20 protein-coding genes and 1 pseudogene are annotated in these 21640 nt (G+C 52.1%); 10 read left to right on the top strand and 11 right to left on the bottom strand.

Going from position 1 to position 21640, the window contains the following annotated elements:
- Positions 1–197: 197 nt before the first annotated feature.
- From HOLDEFILI_RS13535 to HOLDEFILI_RS13500, 8 genes are all read left to right on the top strand, one after another.
- Positions 198–1049: a DegV family protein gene (locus HOLDEFILI_RS13535; protein WP_006060344.1), complete on the top strand. Its 852-nt coding sequence runs from the start codon at positions 198–200 to the stop codon at positions 1047–1049.
- A gap of 139 nt (positions 1050–1188) precedes the next feature.
- Complete coding sequence (locus HOLDEFILI_RS13530) at positions 1189–1644, top strand: MarR family winged helix-turn-helix transcriptional regulator (RefSeq protein WP_006060343.1); 456 nt, start codon at positions 1189–1191, stop codon at positions 1642–1644.
- On the top strand, positions 1637–2044 hold the full coding sequence (locus tag HOLDEFILI_RS13525) for a hypothetical protein (RefSeq protein ID WP_006060342.1): 408 nt from the start codon (positions 1637–1639) through the stop codon (positions 2042–2044). Before HOLDEFILI_RS13530 ends, HOLDEFILI_RS13525 begins: the two co-directional genes overlap by 8 nt.
- A gap of 9 nt (positions 2045–2053) precedes the next feature.
- Positions 2054–2344 (top strand): hypothetical protein, encoded by a 291-nt coding sequence (locus HOLDEFILI_RS13520; RefSeq protein WP_156788949.1) that lies wholly within the window; start codon positions 2054–2056, stop codon positions 2342–2344.
- A gap of 266 nt (positions 2345–2610) precedes the next feature.
- A complete protein-coding gene (gene spoIVA, locus HOLDEFILI_RS13515) occupies positions 2611–4089 on the top strand; it encodes a stage IV sporulation protein A (protein ID WP_006060339.1) in 1479 nt (492 codons plus the stop codon).
- Between the two features lie 230 nt (positions 4090–4319).
- On the top strand, positions 4320–5654 hold the full coding sequence (locus tag HOLDEFILI_RS13510; RefSeq protein WP_208854977.1) for a S1C family serine protease: 1335 nt from the start codon (positions 4320–4322) through the stop codon (positions 5652–5654).
- A 377-nt stretch (positions 5655–6031) separates the two neighbouring features.
- Entirely contained in the window at positions 6032–6724 is a 693-nt protein-coding gene (locus HOLDEFILI_RS13505) for a hypothetical protein (protein WP_156788948.1), read from the top strand.
- A gap of 48 nt (positions 6725–6772) precedes the next feature.
- The gene (locus HOLDEFILI_RS13500; RefSeq protein WP_006060333.1) at positions 6773–7459 is read left to right on the top strand and encodes a hypothetical protein; all 687 of its coding nucleotides are present in this window, start codon (positions 6773–6775) and stop codon (positions 7457–7459) included.
- A 77-nt stretch (positions 7460–7536) separates the two neighbouring features.
- Here the strand turns inward: HOLDEFILI_RS13500 and HOLDEFILI_RS13495 are convergent, their stop codons facing one another.
- A complete protein-coding gene (locus HOLDEFILI_RS13495) occupies positions 7537–8922 on the bottom strand; it encodes a sodium-dependent transporter (protein ID WP_006060332.1) in 1386 nt (461 codons plus the stop codon).
- 269 nt (positions 8923–9191) lie between these two features.
- On the opposite strand from HOLDEFILI_RS13495, the gene HOLDEFILI_RS13490 reads away from it, so the two are divergent.
- Positions 9192–9632 carry a LytTR family DNA-binding domain-containing protein gene (locus tag HOLDEFILI_RS13490; RefSeq protein ID WP_039865052.1) on the top strand — a complete coding sequence of 147 codons (441 nt, stop codon included), beginning with the start codon at positions 9192–9194 and terminating at the stop codon, positions 9630–9632.
- Between the two features lie 9 nt (positions 9633–9641).
- Positions 9642–10103, top strand: coding sequence for a DUF3021 domain-containing protein (locus tag HOLDEFILI_RS13485; RefSeq protein ID WP_006060329.1), 462 nt, complete (start codon positions 9642–9644; stop codon positions 10101–10103).
- 168 nt (positions 10104–10271) lie between these two features.
- Here HOLDEFILI_RS13485 and nagA (HOLDEFILI_RS13480) read toward each other — a convergent pair whose 3' ends face one another.
- From nagA (HOLDEFILI_RS13480) to HOLDEFILI_RS13435, 10 genes and pseudogenes are all read right to left on the bottom strand, one after another.
- On the bottom strand, positions 10272–11474 hold the full coding sequence (nagA, locus tag HOLDEFILI_RS13480) for an N-acetylglucosamine-6-phosphate deacetylase (RefSeq protein WP_006060328.1): 1203 nt from the start codon (positions 11472–11474) through the stop codon (positions 10272–10274).
- Positions 11475–11495: 21 nt separating this feature from the next.
- Positions 11496–12713 carry an N-acetylglucosamine-6-phosphate deacetylase gene (gene nagA / locus HOLDEFILI_RS13475; protein WP_039865050.1) on the bottom strand — a complete coding sequence of 406 codons (1218 nt, stop codon included), beginning with the start codon at positions 12711–12713 and terminating at the stop codon, positions 11496–11498.
- A gap of 67 nt (positions 12714–12780) precedes the next feature.
- Positions 12781–13581: pseudogene (locus HOLDEFILI_RS13470) on the bottom strand (PTS system mannose/fructose/sorbose family transporter subunit IID).
- Positions 13582–13585: 4 nt separating this feature from the next.
- Positions 13586–14383 (bottom strand): PTS mannose/fructose/sorbose/N-acetylgalactosamine transporter subunit IIC, encoded by a 798-nt coding sequence (locus HOLDEFILI_RS13465; RefSeq protein WP_006060324.1) that lies wholly within the window; start codon positions 14381–14383, stop codon positions 13586–13588.
- A 12-nt stretch (positions 14384–14395) separates the two neighbouring features.
- On the bottom strand, positions 14396–14896 hold the full coding sequence (locus HOLDEFILI_RS13460) for a PTS sugar transporter subunit IIB (RefSeq protein ID WP_006060323.1): 501 nt from the start codon (positions 14894–14896) through the stop codon (positions 14396–14398).
- A gap of 78 nt (positions 14897–14974) precedes the next feature.
- On the bottom strand, positions 14975–15388 hold the full coding sequence (locus HOLDEFILI_RS13455) for a PTS sugar transporter subunit IIA (RefSeq protein WP_050766990.1): 414 nt from the start codon (positions 15386–15388) through the stop codon (positions 14975–14977).
- Positions 15389–15406: 18 nt separating this feature from the next.
- Complete coding sequence (locus HOLDEFILI_RS13450; RefSeq protein ID WP_039865048.1) at positions 15407–18139, bottom strand: sigma 54-interacting transcriptional regulator; 2733 nt, start codon at positions 18137–18139, stop codon at positions 15407–15409.
- A 507-nt stretch (positions 18140–18646) separates the two neighbouring features.
- Positions 18647–19843 carry an N-acetylglucosamine-6-phosphate deacetylase gene (gene nagA / locus HOLDEFILI_RS13445; RefSeq protein ID WP_006060319.1) on the bottom strand — a complete coding sequence of 399 codons (1197 nt, stop codon included), beginning with the start codon at positions 19841–19843 and terminating at the stop codon, positions 18647–18649.
- A 12-nt stretch (positions 19844–19855) separates the two neighbouring features.
- A complete protein-coding gene (locus tag HOLDEFILI_RS13440) occupies positions 19856–20671 on the bottom strand; it encodes a PTS system mannose/fructose/sorbose family transporter subunit IID (RefSeq protein ID WP_006060318.1) in 816 nt (271 codons plus the stop codon).
- Positions 20664–21464 (bottom strand): PTS mannose/fructose/sorbose/N-acetylgalactosamine transporter subunit IIC, encoded by an 801-nt coding sequence (locus HOLDEFILI_RS13435; RefSeq protein WP_006060317.1) that lies wholly within the window; start codon positions 21462–21464, stop codon positions 20664–20666. Before HOLDEFILI_RS13435 ends, HOLDEFILI_RS13440 begins: the two co-directional genes overlap by 8 nt.
- Between the last annotated feature and the right edge of the window lie 176 nt (positions 21465–21640).

Raw genomic sequence — 21640 nt, 5'->3', positions numbered from 1 at the left:
TTCTCCTAGTCCATTCTTCAAGAATTCACCTTCCTTATTTGTAAACCTTTTACCCCGCATCGGTTTTCCCTGCCTGCGGTCATAATCAAAATTCACCCTTTCTCACAAAGTCGACAAACCGCCGATTCTGTAAGTGGATATTAGTTTACTTCTAATTCAGATCGCGTTAAAATTAAGCATATAAGGAGTGAGGAACTATGAAAATTGCCTTTGTTACCGACAGCGGCATCGGAAAAACCGCGGCGGAAATGGCAGCCGATGGCATCATCAGCCTGCCGCTTCAGATCAGCGTGGACGGCCGCAGTCTTCAGGATATGGAAGACATTGACAAGGATCAGCTGATCGCTCTGCTTCAAGAGCAAAAGGTCATGGCGACATCGCTGCCCGCGTTGGGCCGGATCCAGGAATGTTTTGAACAGTTAAAAGCTGAGGGGGTGGAACTGATCTTCGCCGTCCCGATCTGCAGCGGCTTGTCCGGCACGATCAGCGCGATGCAGACAGCCGCCGACCAGATCGGACTGCCGATCATCACAATCGACACGCACGTCACGGCGGTCGTTCAGGAATACCTGATCCGCACCGCCAAGCAAATGGCCGAGGCCGGCGCCTCCATGGAAGAAATCCAGGCCGCCTGCCAGCAGGTGATCGACACGACCAACACGCTGATTCTGCCCAGCGACATGCAGCATTTAAAACGCGGCGGACGGCTGACGCCGCTGGCCGCTACCTTAGCAGGGTTATTAAAGATTAAACCGATTCTGGAGATCAATCAGCATACCCAGGGCCGGATCGACGTCAAGGAAAAGGTCAGAACCTATACCCGTGCGCTGGAGCGGGCTGTGCAGATCATGAAGGAAGACAACATCGACGAGCATTACTCGATCACCATCGCGCACGTCGACGCGCCGCAGACTGCCGAACAGCTGGCCGCTATCCTGCGCCGCACCTTCCCGAAAACCGAAATTCAGATCATTAAGCTCGTCAATGTCGTCGCCGTTCACACCGGCTTGAACACGCAGGCGATTCAATATTTTAGAAAGCTGGATTAGCCGTCAATCGCGACGGCTTTTCTGTTGCTTTAAAACGTGAAGACTATGTGAACATTTCATGTGAAATCATGTGAAGTCTGTAAACACGTGTTTACAAGACCGCAAAATTCTGTATAATAGTTTGCATGAGGTGATAACGATGGAAGAAGCGATTCGCAGTGTACTTGAAGATTTGTTTGATCTGCAGCCGCTGATGCTCAACCGGTCCATGGGGATCGCACAGAACGAGAACTTCAGCCCTGTTCAATTATATGTTTTATTCACGCTGCAGTGCCGCGGAGAAATGACGCTGGCGGACTGCTGCCGACAGACGTTGATTTCCAAACAGCAGCTGTCCAAGCTGATCGACGGTTTAGTTACGCGCGGGATCGTCGACCGCAAACCCAATCCCAACAACCGCCGCAGCATTCTGATCTCCGTCAGCCCCCAGGGCGGCGAAATTATGCGGCAGTACAAGGAGAAGCAGATTCGCCATCTGACGCCGTATTTCGCTCAGCTCAGCGAAGACGAACTGGCGACGCTGCACCGCAGCTTCAAAGATATTACGCAGATCATGCGTAAGCTTCATTATAAGGAGAACGATAACCATGCTTGAAAAAATTAAAAACGCACTGTTCCGCTTTATGAACGGACGCTATGGCACCGACGCGCTGAACAACTTCCTGTTGTTCGCATCCCTGGCCGTCCTGCTGATCAACACACTGACCTTCAAAAGCGTATTTCTCGGTCTGCTGGGCGACGTGCTGATCTTCGGTTCGCTGTTCCGCACGCTTTCCCGCAACATCTGGAAACGCCAGAAAGAAAACATCAAATTTATGGAACTGACCCGGCCGGTCCGGTCCGCCTTCTCGCTGATCAAGAAAAATGCCGGCGATAAGGAACACAAATATTTCAGCTGCCCGCATTGCCATCAAACGGTCCGCGTGCCGCGGGGACACGGGAAGATTGAAATCACCTGTCCGCGCTGCAAGACGACCTTTGAGAGAAAGTCGTAGGGCGCAATGATGGGATCCTTCGTTTATTTTTTCATTCTGTTAATTATTCTGCAGGTGCTCTCGCCGCTGCTTTACGCCTATCCGATCGTCGGACTGTTGTTATGGGTCGGGATCATCGGCTGGTTTCTGTACCGCAATAAAAAACAGCGCGAGGCTTTCTACAAAGCGCAGCAACAGCAGCAAGATTATTATCAGCAGCAACAGCAGCAGGACTCCACTTCCTCGCAGACTCAGTCCCGTCCGCACGTCGATGAAAAAGACGTGATCGACGCGGAATATACCGAGCGGGAAATCAAATAGCGCAGCCCTTCCGCAAGGAAGACCGGCTTTCTTCTGGATCTATCAGATTCAAACTCATCACGAAAAGACAATCCGCCGGTCCGGGTTGTTTTTTTTTCTGCGTTCACTGCCTTCGTTTGCCTGTTTCCCATGCGTATCCGCCGCGGTTCCTCACCCGATTGCCGCCGCTCCCCTTCCGCCCGGCAGATTTCCACTTATTTTTCACATTGCGCTGGCATAGAGCCCCGGTCAAATTCATACACTTCAAATAGCTAAGGGAGGAAGTTATGGAAACGACAGAAATTTTGAAAAACATCGGTGAAAGAACTGGCGGCGATATATATTTAGGCATTGTCGGACCAGTACGGGTAGGCAAATCCACTTTCATCAAAAAGTTCATGGAGCAGGCCGTCATTCCGTATGTCGAAGACGAATACGAAAAAGGACGGATGATTGATGAACTCCCGCAATCCGGAGAAGGCAAGACGATCATGACGACCGAGCCGAAATTTGTCCCGAACAACGCCGCGACGATCGCTTTCGACGACGGCTTTACGGTCAAGGTCCGGTTAGTCGACTGCGTTGGTTTTGTCATTCCGGAAGCCAAAGGCTACAAAGACGAAAACGGCATGCGGATGGTGCGGACGCCGTGGTATGACGAAGCGATCCCGTTTAATGAAGCAGCGAAGACCGGCACGCAGAAGGTCATTCAGGATCATTCTACAATCGGCATCGTGATCACCACCGACGGCTCGATCGCAGATCTGCCGCGCGACTCGTATATCGAAGCGGAAGCCGAGGTCATCGACGAACTGACCCAGATCGGCAAGCCGTTCATCATCATCGTCAACTCCAAGGATCCATCATCGATTCAATGCCGCAGCGTCGTCGATAAATTAAAGGAAAAGACCCAGGTTCCGGTTCTTCCGATGGCAGTCAACCGCCTGGACGAAGACGATATCCATGCCCTGCTGCGGGAAGCGTTATATGAATTCCCGGTTTCGGAAATCAACGTTCAGATGCCGAAATGGGTTTCCGTTTTAAGCGACGAACATTGGCTCAAACAGAGCGTTAACGGTTCGATTGAGGAAAGCATGAAGGCGATCACCAAGCTGCGGGAAGTCGAAGGCATCGTCGATATTCTCAACGAGAACGAATATGTCGAGAAAGCCAACCTGGCGACTGTTGATACCGGCAAAGGTGTCGCCGTCGTCGATCTGGAGGTCAAGAGCGGACTCTACAATCAGGTCTTAAAGGAAATCATCGGTCAGGACATCACCGACAAAGCACAGCTGATGCAGCTGATGCAGGAATTCGCCGAAGCCAAGCGGGAATACGACGCTATCAGCAGCGCGCTGAAAATGGTCAAGCAGACCGGCTACGGATTCGCTTCTGCTTCCCTGCATGACATCCAGCTCTCCACGCCGGAAATCGTCAAACAAGGCGGCCGCTACGGCGTGCGCATCAAAGCCATCGCTCCGTCGATTCACATGATCAAAGTCGACGTGGAAAGCACATTTGAGCCGATCATCGGATCAAAAGAACAGAGTGAGGAACTGGTCAGCTATCTGCTTCGCGATCAGGAAAGCGATCCGCAGGCGATTTGGGAATCGGATATCTTCGGACGCAAGCTGGCCGATATCATTAAGGACGGCATGAACTCCAAACTGTCGATGATTCCGGAAACTGCCCGCATCCGCCTGCAGGGAATCCTGACGAAACTGATCAACCGCGGCAAAGGCAACGTCATCGCGATTGTTCTGTAGCCTATAAAACACAAAGAAGCCCGGACATTCCGGCGCTTCTTTTTTTAACGGTGCTTTGCCGCCTGACCCGCGGATATCCGAGAATTTCCCGTCATGCGTGAACTTTTTTTCCAGATCGAGGAAAGTGAACGTCAAAATCTTTAAGCCTTCACCTAATCTTCATGTTTCAGTCAATATGAAATCACATCCCCGGGCTAGAATAAGAATCGTAAAAAGAAAGAGGTGTGATGATGATGAATGAAAATCATGAAAATCGAATCCCAGAAGAAAATCACTGTGAAAATGAAGCCGGCATGACCGCTGCCTCACAGGAACATACAAGCGCGGATGCCAAGGAACAACCCCGCTACGAACATATCCATGTCCAGCCTGAACCCGATCCCGTGCTGAAAGAATTAGCGAAACAGCGCAAATCAATGAAACGGACGATGGTCGCCGGGTTTCTCTGCTGCGGCCTGTTGGCCGGAGGCATCGGCTTCGGCGGCGGGCTGCTGGCCAATCAGATGAACGGTTCATCCACAACGCTGTACCGCTCCACTGCCGGCAAGGTGGAAGTCCAGCCGGTTTCGGCCGGCAGCGAGATGAGCGTCGAGCAGGTCGCCGCTCTGAATCAGCCGAGCGTCGTAGAAATTAAGACGGAAAAAGTCACCAACAGCAGTTTCTTGCAGCAGTACGTGCAGACCGGCGCCGGCAGCGGCGTGATCATCTCCGAAGACGGCTATCTGATTACCAACAACCACGTGATCAACGGAGCTTCAACGATCCAGGTCCGCACCAGCGACGGTACAACCTACGACGCGGTGCTGGTCGGCACCGACAGCAAGACCGACGTGGCGGTGCTGAAGATCAATGCCAGCGGACTGAGACCGGTCACCTTCGGTGATTCAGACAATTTGAATGTCGGCGAAACCGCCGTTGCGATCGGCAATCCGTTAGGCGAGCTGGGCGGTACGGTGACCAACGGCATCATCAGCGCCAAGGATCGCTCGATCACGCTCGATAATCAGCAGATGACGCTGCTTCAGACCAACGCGGCGATTAATCCGGGCAACTCCGGCGGCGGTTTATTCAACTCCCGCGGCGAACTGATCGGCATGGTCGTCGCCAAATCCAGCGGCAGCGACGTCGAAGGCTTAGGCTTCGCGATTCCATCGAATCTTGTCAGCAAGATCGCGCAGGAGCTGATCGCCAACGGTTATGTCACTGGCCGGCCGGCGCTGGGCGTTACCGTTCTGAGCATTGAAAACGCGCAGACCGCGATGCAGTACGGCGTCAGCAGCTTAGGCGTTTACATCACGGACGTAGAAAGCGGTAGCGCGGCGGACAAAGCCGGACTGCAGGCAGGCGACCGGATCATTTCAATCAATAACCTGGTCGTCGAATCCTTTGCGGATCTCAGCGCGGCGTTAGACAATTACGCTGTCGGCGATACCGTGGAAATCATGGTCAGCCGCGGCGGATCCACAGTTACCGTTTCTCTGACCCTGCAGGAAAAGAAGAATACCACAGTTCCGCAGAATGAAAACGGCGAAACTCAGACCAATCCGGAAGTTCCGTTAAATTAAACGCTGAATTTCTTGAAACCGAATCGTAAACCTTCCGTCAACCACGGAAGGTTTTTTCATTTTCATGGTAAATCAAGAATGACCGGTTTCCCCTTCTCCTCTGCCTTTAAGAAAGATAGCGCAACCCTTCTGTTTAAATTGTTTTTTTAAATCGAGGTTATCCCGGCAAGGTTATGTGGAGGCAGTCAAACCTGGCATGATTCATTACTTACATTCTAAGCTGGATCCAAACCGGAAAATTCAGTTCAATTTATGCCCAAATGTAACTATTTTCAGACAAAAACTCACTTTTTGGAAAAAAAATGAACTTTTTTTATTTTTCAGCAAGGCTTTTTGAAAAAAACCGCAATATTAAAGTTAGAAAGCGAGGACAAACAATGACACAGCCAACACTCAACGAGTACTTTACCCTTACCAACGATTTACTTTTCAAGTTAATCGTCTCCAGCGTACCCCATTCCATAAATAAAGATGTCGGTTCCACAATGGTTTTTTCCATTGATTCTGAAACCATGAATTCCGCAGATTCCATTGGCGTCGGCCTCCAAGTCGGCGATTTCATGACCCTGGGCGTTCAAACGGTCACCGCCTGGCGGTCGGCGCATCTCCGGACAAAGGATCTGGCCAGCGAGCTGCTCGGCGCACAATCCCCCGGCATCAAAGAAATCGAGGACGCGCAGCCGGTCGTCGCCGTTTCCTTTGTCCAGAACCCCGGATCACGGCAAACCTGGAAAACACCGCGGACTCTGCATTTATCGGATTTCGGATTGTTTACGCCGTTTGAAGACAAGCTCACGATGGTTGTCATACCGCTGCCTTCGGAGGACGAAAGCTTCACCCCGCCGCTCTGTCAGGAAGATCAATGGCGCTGGTTTATTAAAGAAGCCCGCCCGCATACCCAGTCGCCGATCATCAAAGCGTTATTCAAGATGGATCCGGTCTTTGAGGTCATGCAGCGGAATCTGGACAGGCTCAGCGATCAGAAACAAATCTGCGAGGTGATGAAAAAACGTTATCTGCGGATGCAGGAAGTCATTCAAGAGGAAGAAAAAGCCGCAATGAGAGCGTGATTTTATGATGAAAAGTTCACCTAAACAGGAAAGCGAGGGATTATCCCGATGAATCAGCCTTCACTCAACGAGTATTTCACTTTGACCAACGATCTTCTTTTTAAAATCATTTTCAGCGGCTACCCCGGGGAAAGGGATCCGCTGACAGGCAAGATCTCCCGGATTTTCGTAAGCCCGGAAACCATCGAAGCTGAAAAATCGATCAGCCTGGCAATGATCGCCGACGATTCCTGCCTGATCGGAATGCAGATCGTCAGTGCCTATCGTTCAGTCAAAATCAGGATCAAGGCGCTGACCCTTGACCTTCTAAAATTGCAGGCGAGAGAAAGACCGGGGCAACCGCTTCACAATTGCAAGGTCATCACCTTTGTGCAGGCTACCCTGCCAAAATCAGAGCTGCAAGCTTTACGATCGCTCCGTTGGTCGGATCTTGAGCCTGACACGCTGCTCGACGATCTGATCGAATTAGAAACAATACCCTTGCCGATCCAGGAAAGCTTCCAGCTGCCGATGTCCGTTAAGGATCAATACCGCTGGTTTTGGAAAGAAGCGCGGCCTCATTTTCAGACTCCGGCGGTCCGCCAGCTGCTTCAGATCAATCCCAACCTTCAGCGGATGCAGCTGATTCTGGATTATCTCAGCGATCACCCGGTTGTCCGCGAGCTTGTGAAGAAGCGTTATCTGCGGATGCAGGAGATTATCCTGGCCGATGAAAAAGCCGCGATGCGGGCTTAATCTCCCATCGCGGCCAACCGTTCAGATTTAAAGCAGACTGTCCTCTTTCTTTGAGGGCAGTTTGCTTTCTTTTTCGTTTAGGACAGCCCCTGCCCCTGGATCAGCGTGAAGTACAAAATGACTAAAATCACGACCGGCGCGATATAACGCACGGTAAAGCTCCAATATTTCTTTAGCTTAAACGGCTTCTGCGCCTCACCGCTGATTTCCTTCGCCGCTTTCTGCGAACCCCAGATCCAGCCGACAAACACACAGAACAACAACGCACCTAACGGAATCATCAGGTTATCGGTGAACTTTTCCATGACCGCGTTCATCGGCAGCCATTGCAGCCCGTGCTTCCAATCCAGCCATGGCAAATTCAGCGAACGCTCCGCGCTCTGCGACAGCGAATACCCGATGCTCAACAGACTCATCGGCGCCGCCAGAAGCAGCGTCGACTTCAGCCGGCTCCAATGCAGCTCTTCGTTCAGGAAAGCTGTGCAGCTTTCCAGGATACTGATCGCGCTGGTCAGCGCCGCCAGAAACAGAAGCAGAAAGAAAGCCAGACCGAACAATCCGCCGCCCGGCATCATCGCAAAGACCTCCGGCAGCGCCATAAACGCAAAACCGCCGCCCATGCCCAGCCCTTCGGCGCCCATCGTGACAAACACGACCGGGACGATCGCCAACGCCGCCAGAACCGCGACCAGCGTATCGAGAATGCAGATCATCACGGCGCTGCGCAGCAGATTCTCTTTCTTCGGCACATACGATCCATACGTCACCATAATGCCCATCCCGACTGACAGTGAGAAAAAAGCCTGCCCCAGGGCCGCGACCAGCGTATCGCCGTTGATGGCTTCCGGCCGGATCTCAAACAGATACTTGACGCCTTCCCAGGCCCCCGGCAGCGTGACTGCCCGGAACACGATCGCAATCAGAAGCAAAAACAAACACGGCATCAGAAACTTACTGAATTTTTCAATACCGCTGGAAACTCCGCGCACCACGACGAAGATGCACAAACCGAAAAACAACGCACCCCAGATCAAAGGCTCGACCGGCGCACTGATAAACTGCACGAAGAAATCCTGAAACGGCGCGGCTGTCGCCGGGAAATGCGCGCCTGTTAAGTAAACAAAGACATACTTCGTCACCCAGCCCCCGACAATACAGTAATACGATAAAATCACGAATAACGTGACGACCCCCAAACCGCCGCAGAAGGTCCAGCGCCGGTTCAGGCTGTGAAACGCGCCGACGACGTTCTTTTGCGTTGCCCGGCCGATGGATAATTCCGCTAACATCACCGGCAAACCGATCAGCGCAACGATCAGCACATACAAAAGCAAGAACGCCCCGCCGCCATACGCTGCGATCTTGCCTGGAAACTTCCAGATATTGCCCAAGCCGACGGCGCTGCCCGCCGCGGCCAGAATAAAGCCCAGATTACTGGCCCATTGTCCTCGTTTTGAATTCATTTCCTTTTCCCCTTTTTTAAACCTTGTTTTTCATTATATCAAAACCCGGCTTAAATTTGAATGAAAACCTTTCTTTTTCACGCATTTCTTTCCTTGTTTTGTTTCATCTTTTCACAGTTTCAGCGTTCATCCTTTTTCATCTTCTTTTTCCCCTGAATTTAACCGGTTGACCCGCAAAACCGACCGTCTGTCGGAAAGCGGGTGAATCCTGCCAGGATTTCCGCTATACTAGGATCAGATCAAGAAAACAGCCAAAGGAAGTGATGAACATGAAGGTTGAGATTCAAATCGACGAGAACTGCGGCGAACCCCGGCTCATCGTCGTCACCCGTCAGGTTACTGACGAAATCCAGACACTGATTCAATCCTTATCCAATACGCCCGCCGCATATCTTGCGGGGTTTCAGGAGGATGAACTCGTCCTGCTTCAGCCCCGGGAAATCATCCGCATCTATGCCCAGGAAAAGAAAACGATTGCGGAAGCCGAGAAAGGCCGGTTTATCGTCCGGCTGAGTCTGCAGGAAGTCCAGGCCCGGTTAAGCCCCGGGGATTTCGTCCGGATTTCCCATTCGGAAATCATCAATCTGAGCAAGGTGAACCATTTTGACTTAAGCTTTTCCGGGACGATCTGCGTAACGCTGACCAACGGCGTGCAGACTTACGTTTCCCGGCGCTACGTTTCTAAAATCAAACAAACATGTGGAATATGAGGTGAAATCATGAAAAAGAAAATGATCCTGACCGGTCTGTTCGGAGCGCTTGTCGGCGTGGCCCTTTCCACGCTGATCACGCTTGCGATCTCGCTGATGCACAACAACGGGTACTATTACGCGGTGGTCCCGGAACTGATCGCCTTCTGCGGCTCGGAGGTCAGCGCGATGCTCCTGCAGACGCTCTGTTCGATGCTTTACGGCGCGATCTGGGCGGCTGCCAGTCAGATCTGGTCCATCGAAAGCTGGAGCTTACTCAAGCAAACGCTCGTTCATTTGATCGTCTGTTCTTCCGGAACGCTGCCGATCGCCTACTTCATGTGGTGGATGCCGCACACGCTGATCGGTTTCGGTTGTTATTTCGGCCTGTTCTTCGCAATTTATGCCGCGATCTGGCTGATTGAATACAGTCTGATGAAGCGCCGGGTGAACCTGCTGAACCGGCAGCTGAAAGCGCACAATCAAGCCTGAATCCAAGCTGTGAAATCGGACTTGAACAAACTTAACCATTAAAAACACAGAAAAAACTGGCTTGTGCAACGTTGGAAATAAAACGCTGCACGGCCAGTTTTTATATTGTGATCATGGAAGCCTCTATTGGATTTTCTTTCTTGTTGCTTCGGGTTTCTCAAGCTTGGCTTAAGCAACACTGGTTTTTAGGAAATCCGGATTGACCGTCAGGACGTCGCCTTTTTGATAAGCGCAGCGGCCTTCGACAAAGGTTTTCATCAGTTGAAAATCAGCGTCGATAACGATCAGATCCGCGTCTTTGCCTGCGGCAATCGAACCCTTATGCGGCAGGCTGAACAAGACCGCCGGGTTTTCCGAGGTCATCTTAACGATCTCTGTGATCGGTTTAAGCAGTATTTCCGCCAGATTCCGGACGCCGTAAAGCATGTTTTTGGAGCTGCCCGCAATCGTTCCGTCTTCCAGCAGCACCAGCCCCGCTTCGCTGATCGTCCGTTTGTGTCCGCGGATCGTATAAACGCCCGCCGGCAGTCCGCTCATCGGCCCGGAATCGGAAATCATGATAAAGCGCGACATCGGTTTGATCCGGAACATGATTTCCAGCATCGGCTGACTGATATGAAACAGATCGCAGATGACCTCGCTGAAGATTTGATCGGAAAGCAGCGCCGCGCCATACGCGCCGGGTTCGCGCCGGTCCATTTGCCGCATCGCGTTGCCGGTATGGGTTGAACACGCCAGCCCCTGTTCGATCGCCCTGTTATATTCCGCAAACGTCGCGACGGTATGCCCGCCGCTGAGCAAGACGTTCTGACTGCGGCAGAAACGGATCAGTTCGCCCTGCGGATCCAGCTCCGGCGCCATCGTCATAGTTTGGATCTGGCCCTGGCTGGCTTCAATATAAGCCCGCATTTTCTCGATGGAGGGCGGAAGCAGCTCTTCCGGCTGAAACGCGCCGCGCCGGTTTGGATTGAGGAACGGTCCTTCCATGTGAATGCCGAGCATCCGCGCTTCCCCGTTTAAGCCTTGCTTTTGTTCGCCGATCGCCTGGGCGATCGCCGCCAGATTTTCCATTTCCGTCTCATTGTGATCACCCGCCGTCACCAGATAGCTCGTCACGCCGATCGCCGCCATCTGTTTGGACAGCGCGTGAAAATCTTCCGGTTTCGTCGACAAGGCCGAATAGCCGTAATAACCATGCGTATGAATGTCGATCAGTCCCGGCAGCAGCTTGTACCCGCGCCAGTCCTCATCCCACGCTTCCTCCTTCAACTCAGCCGCCGGCACAAGCTGGGTGATCTTTCCATCCTCCACGATGACCAGTCCGTCGATCACGCCTGCCGGGGTTACGATTTCATTGCAGCGTATTTTCATGAATTTCTTTCTCCTTTTCGTTTAGTCCAGCTTCTGACAGAACTGTGAAAAATGCTCGTTGGTCAAAATCGGATCCGCGGACGTAAAGACCCGCCGCCCCTCGACCCACGTTTCCTGAACCTCGTAGCGGTCGTTGATTATGAAGAAATCCGCGTCTTTCCCCAGAGCGATCGAACCCTTCTGCGCTTCGATCCCCAACAGCCGGGCCGGATTCAGCGACGCCATCCGGCTGACAAGATGCGGTGCTAACCCCAGTTTTTCGATCAGGTTTTCCATCCCGTAGAGAACATATTTCGAGCTGCCGGAAATCGTGCCGTCGTCCAGCAGAATCCGTCCGTCGGAATGCACGTGGACGCGCTTGCCATAAGCGAAATAGGTGCCCGGTTCCACCCCGGAGAGCGTGTCGGAGTCGGAAATCATGATGAATTTGTCAAAATTATGCTTTACCCGGAACATGATTTCCAGCATCCGCGGCGCAAGATGATAGAAATCGCAGATGATTTCGCAGACGACCTCCGGATCCAGCAGCGCCGCGCCCAAAGCGCCGATATCACGCCGGTCGATCTGGCGCATCGCGTTGCCGGTATGGATCGACACCTGGATGCCGTTCCGGACTGCCTGACGCATTTGTTCGTCATCCGCCAGGGTATGACCGGCCCCCGCGACAATCCCGTGTTCCCGCAGCCAATGAATCGTTTCCGCCGCGCCCGGCATTTCCGGTGCCAGCGTCATATACTTGATCTTTCCCCGGGCCGCCTGCCAATACGCCTCGCACTTTTCCACGCTTGGCAGAATGACTTCTTCCCGCGGCGTCGCGTTGTGCTTGTCGGGATTGAAAAACGGCCCTTCCATGTGAATGCCTAAAATCCGCGCCCCGGTTACACCTTCGTCCAACGCCTCCGCGATCGCGCTGAGCATCTCCATTTCATGCGCCTTCCAGCCCGAGGTTGTCGCCAGCGTCGCCGTGACTCCAATCGAAGGCAGAATTTTCGATAAACCCTGAATTTCCGCCTTGTCGATCGTTTTGGCTGACCAGCTGCGATAGCCGTGGCTGTGCAGATCGATGATGCCCGCGAAGATCCGCTGATCCGCAAAGTCCCGGGCGGCCGCGATCTGCGCCGGATTTGGATTTTCGATCAGACCCGCAAACTTCCCGTCCGCGACCTGCAGCACCCCTTCCACCATGCCCTGCTCCGTCAGGATCCGGCGGCTGTAAAATGAAACTGTTTCGTTGCCCAATGTCGTCAACTCCTTTCCCAGTTGAAGAAGCGGCCCAGTTGGAACGAGCCGCTTCGGGTTAACCTTATTATAACAGACCGATCAGCGTTCCGATCAAACCGAACGTAAAGATTGCCAGAATCACCGTATTGACCTTGACGCCCTTGCGGATCGCACCGAAGGCTCCCAGCGTCAATAAGAGCGGCAGAATCTTCGGCATAATCTGATCGAAGACCTCCTGCAGCACCAGCGTTGTTTCACCGATCTGCGCTGTAAACCCAACGTTGAACGTTACCATCGTCGCGATCATCGCGCCGACCGTCGTCAAGCCGATCACCGTCGCCAGCTTGGTCATGTGCTGAATCAGACCGTTTTCATACGAAGTCTGAATAAACTTCGAGCCCAGCTGATAGCCCCAGATCGTGCAGTAATACCGGATGATCAGATGCGGCACGTTGAACAGAAGCAAGAACAGGATCGGGCCGAGAATGCTGCCCTGCTGCGCCAGCGAAATCCCGACGCCCGCCGCAATGACGCGGAAAGTTCCCCAGAAAAACGAGTCCCCGATGCCCGAAAGCGGCCCCATCAGGGAAACCTTGACCGCGTTGATCGTCGAAGGATCCATATCTTTTTTCTCGACGTATTCTTTTTCCATCGACGCGGCCATGCCTAACGAGAACGTGCAGATGTTCGGTGTGATGTTGAAGAATGCGGTATGCCGTTTCAGCGCTTCGACTTGTTCCTGCGGCGTTTTGCAATAGAGCTTGATCGCCGGGAACATCGCTCAGGCAAAGCCCAGCGCCTGCATCTTTTCATAGTTGAACGAGCCTTCCAAAGCGAAGGAGCGCCAGAACAGCTGGTTGATCAGTTTTTTCTCATCGGATTTCATCACGTTACTCATTGAAGAACGCCTCCTCTTCACTTTGGGCATCCGGCTGCGCCGCCATCCGCGGAGTGCGGGATGCGCTGATATCCTGAACGATCATGACGATTCCGATCGTCGCCGCGATGCCGGCAATCGCGATAATCGGCAGATTCAGATAGACTGATAAAATGAAGCCGAAGAACAGGAAGACGCACAGCCGGTTATCCCAAAGCATGTTCATCAATAACGCGAAGCCGACAGCCGGCAGCATCTGGCTGGCCGCGCCCAAGCCGGTGATGATGATCGCCGGGATTTTCTCGACCAGCGCCTGCATCGCTCCGGCTCCAAACTGCAGTGAAACAAACGCGATCAGACCGTACAGCGCGGCATACAGCGCGCAGTGACCGAAATGGAAGCGCGTGATCTTCCCGAAATCGCCCGCTTCGGCGAATTCCTCGACCTTGTGCATCGTCGTCGCACGGAAGAAATAAACGAGATATTTGACCATCTGCTGAAGAATTCCGATCGGAACCGCCAGCGCCAGCGCGATCTCCACGCCCTGGTGCATGCTCATGGCGAAGGCCGTGCCCAGCACCGACCCCATGTTGGAATCCGACGGTGTTGCGCCGCCGATCGACACCACGCCTAAGAAGATCAGTTCCAGCGCTGCGCCCATGATTAACCCTTGTTGTAAATCGCCGAGGATCGCGCCGACCAGCGGAGCCAGAACAATCGGCCGGTTAACCATGACGTTGCCGCCGATATCCCCCGCCGCCTGACCGGCTGCCGCCACCAGGGCGATCAGAAGTGCTTGAACCAGTGTCATAAACAGTCCTCCCTATTTCCGGACGTTTTTCAACGCCTCTTTGACCTGAACCTTGTTGCTCGTCGGGATCATCTGAATTTCAAACGGCAGACCGGCTGCCAGAATTTCTTCGATCGCCGCGATGTCCGCATCGTCGACATAGACTTCCTTGGTCATCATCATCCGGTCCCCTTTGTCGATCCGGCCGCTGTTGCCGATGTTGATCCGTTCGATGACCGACTTGTCTTCAATCTTTTGCAGCAAACGCGCCGCATCGACCGGATTTTTCATCACGACCAGAATGTTCATGCCCGCCGCACGGGGATCGTTGATCAGCTTGGCCGCCTCGTCGATCGTCTTGATCAGCAGCTTCAGATGCTCCGGCACCGCCAGCTTCATCGCTAAGCTCTGGATCGGATCCGTCACCAGCTCATCGTTGGCCACAATGATGCCTTTGATGTTCAGCTGTTTCGTCCACATGAAGACCACCTGTCCATGCAGCAGCCGATCGTCAATCCGCAGCATTTTAATCATTGTCACGCCTCCTTTCTTTTTTATCCTCCGGATCGCTCCGGTGAATTTCCTTGTTGTTTCCCGGTTGTTTCGGCCGCGTCAGAACAGTTCGTCCTCCGTTGGCGGACAAGCCAGGACGGCATTGCCGTAGATCATCCCCTGCCGGGCTTCCGCCAGCGCCGCAGGAATCGCCTGGGCCAGCGGTTCAGGGCTCAGACACAGCTGCAGCACCAGATTCAGATTCATCCCCGCGACGATATGCACGCGCGGATCCTGCGCCAGGGCAAGCAAGGCGTTGTTGACGCTGCCGCCCCACAGATCGGTCAGAATCAGAAATTCGTCGGCGGTCCCTGCCGCCAGCCGTTCTTCGATCTGACGCTTTAAGCAATCGGGATGACTGCCGGGCAATAAGGCCAGCGTGCTCAGATGCGGATCATCGCCGATGATCATCCGCGCGGTATCCGCCATGCCCGATGCCAGCGCGCCGTGCGAAGCCAGAATGATTTCTCTCATCATTTTTCCTCCTGAAAGTTAAACCCCTGAAGGGTCCTGTCGGTCGTTTTCGATATAGTCGTAGAGATAGGAAATCTCGTCGATCGGAACGCTGACGTTGTAATTTTTAAGCAGCGGTGCGAAGCTGGCGTTGACCTGTTCGATGAAATCGCGGTGAGCCTGGACAAACGGCGTCAGATCCGCCAGCGATTCGATCGCCGTGCGGGTCACTAACCGTTCGATAAGAAAGCTGACATGAATATAGATGCCGACTAGCGTCCGGCTTTGAAAGCGCCGGTTCATCTGCCGCTGCAGCGCGCTGACCGCTTCGTATACACAATCCAACAGACGCGCGGGATTGAGAATCGTCAAATTTTCCATCAAGCTCTGCAGTGAGAAGTTCTTTAACAGCTGCTGCTGAAACAATTCCAGCTCCGCCGCGTCCAGCTCACCTTCCAAGGCCTGATTGAGCGGCTCCATTGAGCGGAAGCTGACGATATCCTCCAGCGCCATCGTATTGACGTTTTCCGGATGAAAACCTAACGGCCCGATCAGAATCAGAACCTCGTAGCGGTCGAATAAGACCTGCCGTTCTTGCGGTGACTGCAGCGTCGCGTAATCGGCTTCAATAAACCGGATATTTAATGGACGGGGCAGCGACCGGGCGAACAGCTCCGCCAGCTTGCCGCTGATCTTCACCGAAATATCGCTGGTAAAGAGAATCGCCCGTTCTTTTTGCTTGCGCGCCAGAATCCGGTACCGGCATTGATAACTCTCGCACGCTGATTTCAAAATCGTTTCCAGCGGTTCGCACCGACTTAAGCGCATTCCGATATCCAGCGCGAGTCCGGTTGAGATGTTGTTGATCACGCCGACTTCCATCGGACAGTCAAGATGCTCAGCAATTCCTTCCAGTGATCCCATATCGACCAACAGGATCATCGAGCGGAGGTAAGAATGGAAGCGGATAAACTCGTTCAGTTTTTTCTCGATCTCGCCGACCTCCGTATCTAACGGCATATCCAGCGCGTCGAAAATTCGTTTTCCCAGCAGCTGGTTCGCCGCGTCCGCGATGCTGGACGCCGTCGAATAGCCGTGGCTGATGATGATGCCGCAGTTTTGCCGGCGTATCGGCTCCTGGTTATAAAAGCGGATGTTGAGCGTCAGAAAGATCGTGTTTAACGGCTGGGAACGCAATTCAAGCGATCCGCATATTTTCTCAGTCAGCGACTCCGCTAACGCCGTTGCCTCCGGAAGCTGCTGACGCAAGGTGTTCAGGCAGCCCTGAATCGCTTCCTGCCGCTGACTTTCCCAGACGGCCAGACTGGAATGAATTCGCGCCAGTGCGCACGTCATCCGGGCCAGCACAAAGCTGCAGTTCGGCGGCAGCGTCAGCCGCTGATCCAGATCCAGCGTTTCCAGTTCACGGCGGATCTGAGCTTCGATGACGACCAGCCGGCTGTCCTCCTCCTTGGTTGAAAAGATAATCGTGTCGTAATATTCCCGCATCCGCGTCAGTCCCTGCTCCAGAAACTGGGCGAAGACGCGGTGTTCGTTATAATAGTGCCGGTGACTTTCCAGCAGATGATCGAACAGCTTTAAAATCTGATCGCTGCCATCCTGACGGCGGAATTGTTCGATCGGCAATGGCGTTGACTCCGACGGCTTGCGGACTTGGCTTAACGGTAAGCGGCCCAGCAGCTCCGGCGGCAGATCCATCGCTTTTAACACGATGACCGGCTCTTGCGGATGTTGAGAATAGGCGGCCGCGCACATCGTTTTTAAACCATTATTCAGCTCCGCTAAATTCAGTCCCGGAAGATCGGCGCACAGCGCTCCAAACAGCCGCGCGGACATTTTAATCTCCCGGTTCAGCTTACGTTGTTCCTTCAAAAGCAGCTGGATCACCAGTTCTTCCCGTTCCTGGACCGGACGGCGGGAAAAAGCGGGAACCTGGCAGTGAACCGGGATGCTGAGCAGCAGCTCAGGCTGCAGCGCCTGCGCAGACCGGCTGGCCAACGATAGAATAAAGCGGGCGTTATTCGTCAAGACCGGCTGCGTTTGGCGAGCCCGGGTATAGGTGCCCGAGCGGATCAATTCAGCCAGCTTCAGCTGACATTCCGCACTCAGCTGATCGGCTTCCGTCAGGTATATGACACCATCTCCGGCTTTTTCAATCAAGCCCGAGCGCACCGTGCCCTCCTGTTCCTCGCCGAACAGCTCGGCAAGCTGGCGTTCAGGAGTCATTTCCGCACTGACGCTCCAGCGCACAAACCGGGCGGCGGCCGAATTCAGATGTTGATCCGTGAGAAATTCAAACGCCGACTGTGCGAGAAACCGCCGTCCGCTGCCGCGTTCGCCTTCCAGAAGCACCGCCAGACCGCTGGGGTATTGCATGGCCGACTTGAGCTGCGCGATGCAGCCGGCCAAAGAGCCGTCGGCTCCGACTACTTTTTCAAAGTTTTGCACCTGGTACGGTTTCCGGGAAAGTGCCTGAACCAGATCGGCGACATTGAAATATTCCTCGTCGATCAACGTCACCTGATATTTTGTTTCCAGCTCCTGCCTCGCCAGATAGTAAACCGGACGGGAGCTGATTTTGACGCACGCGTTTTCCTTGCACAGCTCGTTGAGATACTGACTCGCCAAGGTGCGCGACAGATTCAGCTGTGCGGCGATATTCCGGGTCGTCAACCGTTCCAGCTGCGTCAAACCGTAAATCCGGGTCTGGTTTTTCAGCCAGATGAGAATTTCCTCTTTTGTTTTATTCATCCCATTCACCTCGTTCTGATCGGCTGATGGCTTCATTATAGGATATTCACCCGATTTGTCTTTACATTCATCAAGTTTCAACACTGACTGCCTAAATTCAGATCATTTTGGCACTGTCAGCGACACGTTTCATCAGTGACGAATAGCTCAGATTGGTGACGACAACGCTTCATCTCCATGAAAGCTCAGCCTTTTTTCATTTCCATTGTATGTGAATCTCCCCCGCTCTGTCGCTGTGCGGCCTGAGTTTAACATTTGAAAAAAACTGGTTGCCATGACGGATTCACCAGTTTTCAATCAATCTCAGCTTAATTAAGTTTATGATCTCCGAAAAATAAAAAAACTGAAATCGGCCTTCAGCTTCAGCCTGATTTCAGTTTTTAAAATAATCAACAGAGCTATTCATTATCCTTTTTCAGCGGCGCAGTCATACTGACTCACTATTTCAGAATGAAACAAAATGAATTCCGAGAAACGCCTCTGCCAAAGCAAGATTTCAGCGGTGTCTCATTGTAACTGAGCTATGAACCGCGGATTAACCGTTGCTTCCTGATGATGATCGAATACGCATACGCCGTTCACATAGGTCTGGATCAGACGATCCTCGTCATCCAGAATGATGAAATCAGCGTCCATTCCCGGAAGCAGCTTCCCTTTCGTCGTTAAACCAAATAATGCCGCAGGATTCTCAGACGTCATTTTTAAAATTTCAGGAATTGATTTGTGGAGTTTTCGATAACAATTGCGAACCCCCTGAAGCATATTGGTTACACTTCCTGCTAAAACGCCATCGTCAAGCACGAGCTTGCCTTCATCCGTCACAGTATAATGCCGCCCCTTTTCATGGTAATTTCCTCGCGGGAGTCCGGACAGAGATTCTGAATCGGAAATCATGATAAACTTCCCCATCCCTCCTTTTTTAATTCTGAACATCATTTCCAATACTTCCTGCGATACATGCACAAAGTCGCAGATGATCTCGTTATACAAAGCCTCTGAAAGCAATGCAGCGCCAAAAGCTCCGCCATCCCGGCGGTCAATCGGAGACATCGCATTCCCCGTATGCGTTGATGTCGATAAGCCTAAAACAATCCCTTGGTTATACTCTTCAAAGGTAGCGGTCGTATGACCTCCGGATAACAGAATATGATGATTCTGACATTCACGCATCAAACTTCCTTCAGGATCCATTTCAGGCGAGATGGTCATATACTTCAAATGTCCGCCGGCTGCAGAAATATAAGAACGGAGTTTATCGACAGAGGGCTCACATAATTGACTCAGTGCGAAACCGCCTTTTTTTGCCGGATTCAGAAAAGGCCCTTCCATATGGATTCCAAAGATCTGCGCCTCATCCTTAATCTCCGTCCGCCTCTGTTCATCAATAACGCTTGCCAAAGCAGAAAGATTCTCATACTCCTTATCAAAATGTTCGCCGGCTGTTGGAAAAAATCCAGTAACCCCGATTGAGGTCATTGCCCTGGCTAAACCATGCAATTCTTCAGGATCCGCAGACTGAGCGGAATAACCCAAATAACCATGCGTATGAATGTCAATCAGTCCCGGCAAAATCTTATTTTGCTTGAAATGATCTTCGCCTGACTGTAAATCTGGATAGAGGCCAACAATTTTTCCGTCCTTGATTTCCAGCGTTCCCTTTACCGCTCCCTGGGGCGTCCAGATTTCATAATTTTCAAATTTCATAAATCATTTTCCTTACAACAGACCGATGAAAGTACCTAACAATCCGATAACAAAGATCGCGATGATAATGGTATTCACCTTGATTCCTTTTCGGATCGCATAGAAGACGGCCATCGTTAAAGATAGCGGCAGTAAATTCGGCATGATTTGATCGAAGATCTCCTGAACTACCAATTCCATTTCGCCAATTTGAACGGTCAGACCGATATTAAAACTGACCATCGTAGCGATCATGGCGCCTACCGTCGTCAACCCGATGACGGTTGCCAGCTTGGTCATATGATGAATCAGACCATTTTCATAGGATGTCTGAATAAACTTAGACCCCAAGACGTAACCCCAAACTGTGCAATAGTAGCGCAGCACTAAATGCGGCACATTAAACAGAATTAAGAACAGAATCGGTCCTAAGACATTGCCCTGCTGAGCTAGCGAGATGCCCACACCCGCCGCGATAACGCGGAATGTTCCCCAGAAAAAGGAATCGCCGATTCCGGAGAGCGGCCCCATCAAAGAAACCTTAATCGCATTGATTGCAGCGGGATCCATCGCTTTTTTCTCAGCGGCCTCTTTTTCCATGGAAGCTGCCATACCGAGTAAAAATGTACTGATATGCGGAGTGACATTGAAAAAAGCGGTGTGTCTTTTTAAGGCTTCCACTTGTTCCTCCTGGGTGCCGCAGAATTCATGAATAGCAGGGAACATCGCCCAGGCAAATCCTAAAGCTTGCATTTTTTCAAAGTTAAACGAACATTCCAAAGCAAATGAACGGTAAAATAACTGACGGGTTAGCTTCTTCTCCTGCGGAGTGATTTCAAATTTACTCATTAAAGAATTCCTCCTCTGCCTGATCCTGCCCCTGCGGCAAACTGATTTCCGGTAGTTTACGGTTATGATTCATATCCTGCGCCACCAGCAGAACGCCGATCGTTAAAGCAATGCCGGCGATCGCAATGATTGGCAGATTGAGATAAGTCGCCAGAATAAAGCCAAAGAACAACAAAACACAGAGCCGATTATCCCAAAGCATGTTCATCAGCAGCGCAAATCCGACGGCCGGAAGCATCATACTTGCCGCATCCAGCCCATCCAATATAACCTGAGGAATCTGATCGACAAGATTCCGCATCAATTCAACGCCGAATTGCAAGGAAGCAAAGGCGATGAAACCATAAATAATCGCAAAAATAAGAATGCTTCCAAAATGCAGCCGTGTAATCTTATTGAATTGCCCCTGTTCAGCATAAACCTCGACTTTCGACATCTGGGTAGCACGGATGAAATAAACTAGATACTGTACCATTTGCATTAATAACCCGATCGGTACCGCCAGCGCTAAAGCGATTTCCACGCCTTGATTCATACTGATCGCAAACGCTGTCCCTAATATGGAGCCCATCGTTGAATCCGAAGGTGTTGATCCGCCGATTGAAACAACACCTAAGAAAATCAATTCCAAAGCAGCTCCCATAATTAACCCTTCATACAAATCACCGAGAATAAACCCCACGATCGGCGCTAAGACAATCGGCCGGTTTAACATCAGCCCGCAGCCGCTTTCAGTTACTAATAATCCGCCAAAAGCAACGAATCCAATCAAAATAGCCTGGAATAGTGTCATTGTTTCTCCTCCTCACTTCTTGATGCTTCTTAAAGCATCTTTAACATTGACTTTGTTGTTTGTTGGAATCATCTGGATATCAAACGGCAGTTCATAGCTCAGAATTTCCTGAATCGCTTCAATATCGGTTTCATCGACATAGACTTCCCGGGTCATCATCTCTTTGTTTCCCTTGT

It is taken from the genome of Holdemania filiformis DSM 12042 (assembly GCF_000157995.1).
GTDB classification, from domain to species: domain Bacteria; phylum Bacillota_I; class Bacilli_A; order Erysipelotrichales; family Erysipelotrichaceae; genus Holdemania; species Holdemania filiformis.
Note: the sequence above shows the minus strand (reverse complement) of the source record. Positions and strands in the feature narration are given on the sequence as shown.

What these genes read in the sequence shown, in the direction of transcription:
- HOLDEFILI_RS13535 (WP_006060344.1), top strand. Translation starts at nt 198, where the DNA reads ATGAAAATTGCCTTTGTTACCGACAGCGGCATCGGAAAAACCGCGGCG.
- HOLDEFILI_RS13530 (WP_006060343.1), top strand. Translation starts at nt 1,189, where the DNA reads ATGGAAGAAGCGATTCGCAGTGTACTTGAAGATTTGTTTGATCTGCAG.
- HOLDEFILI_RS13525 (WP_006060342.1), top strand. Translation starts at nt 1,637, where the DNA reads ATGCTTGAAAAAATTAAAAACGCACTGTTCCGCTTTATGAACGGACGC.
- HOLDEFILI_RS13520 (WP_156788949.1), top strand. Translation starts at nt 2,054, where the DNA reads ATGGGATCCTTCGTTTATTTTTTCATTCTGTTAATTATTCTGCAGGTG.
- spoIVA (WP_006060339.1), top strand. Translation starts at nt 2,611, where the DNA reads ATGGAAACGACAGAAATTTTGAAAAACATCGGTGAAAGAACTGGCGGC.
- HOLDEFILI_RS13510 (WP_208854977.1), top strand. Translation starts at nt 4,320, where the DNA reads ATGATGAATGAAAATCATGAAAATCGAATCCCAGAAGAAAATCACTGT.
- HOLDEFILI_RS13505 (WP_156788948.1), top strand. Translation starts at nt 6,032, where the DNA reads ATGACACAGCCAACACTCAACGAGTACTTTACCCTTACCAACGATTTA.
- HOLDEFILI_RS13500 (WP_006060333.1), top strand. Translation starts at nt 6,773, where the DNA reads ATGAATCAGCCTTCACTCAACGAGTATTTCACTTTGACCAACGATCTT.
- HOLDEFILI_RS13495 (WP_006060332.1), bottom strand. Translation starts at nt 8,922, where the DNA reads ATGAATTCAAAACGAGGACAATGGGCCAGTAATCTGGGCTTTATTCTG.
- HOLDEFILI_RS13490 (WP_039865052.1), top strand. Translation starts at nt 9,192, where the DNA reads ATGAAGGTTGAGATTCAAATCGACGAGAACTGCGGCGAACCCCGGCTC.
- HOLDEFILI_RS13485 (WP_006060329.1), top strand. Translation starts at nt 9,642, where the DNA reads ATGAAAAAGAAAATGATCCTGACCGGTCTGTTCGGAGCGCTTGTCGGC.
- nagA (WP_006060328.1), bottom strand. Translation starts at nt 11,474, where the DNA reads ATGAAAATACGCTGCAATGAAATCGTAACCCCGGCAGGCGTGATCGAC.
- HOLDEFILI_RS13465 (WP_006060324.1), bottom strand. Translation starts at nt 14,383, where the DNA reads ATGACACTGGTTCAAGCACTTCTGATCGCCCTGGTGGCGGCAGCCGGT.
- HOLDEFILI_RS13460 (WP_006060323.1), bottom strand. Translation starts at nt 14,896, where the DNA reads ATGATTAAAATGCTGCGGATTGACGATCGGCTGCTGCATGGACAGGTG.
- HOLDEFILI_RS13455 (WP_050766990.1), bottom strand. Translation starts at nt 15,388, where the DNA reads ATGAGAGAAATCATTCTGGCTTCGCACGGCGCGCTGGCATCGGGCATG.
- HOLDEFILI_RS13450 (WP_039865048.1), bottom strand. Translation starts at nt 18,139, where the DNA reads ATGAATAAAACAAAAGAGGAAATTCTCATCTGGCTGAAAAACCAGACC.
- nagA (WP_006060319.1), bottom strand. Translation starts at nt 19,843, where the DNA reads ATGAAATTTGAAAATTATGAAATCTGGACGCCCCAGGGAGCGGTAAAG.
- HOLDEFILI_RS13440 (WP_006060318.1), bottom strand. Translation starts at nt 20,671, where the DNA reads ATGAGTAAATTTGAAATCACTCCGCAGGAGAAGAAGCTAACCCGTCAG.
- HOLDEFILI_RS13435 (WP_006060317.1), bottom strand. Translation starts at nt 21,464, where the DNA reads ATGACACTATTCCAGGCTATTTTGATTGGATTCGTTGCTTTTGGCGGA.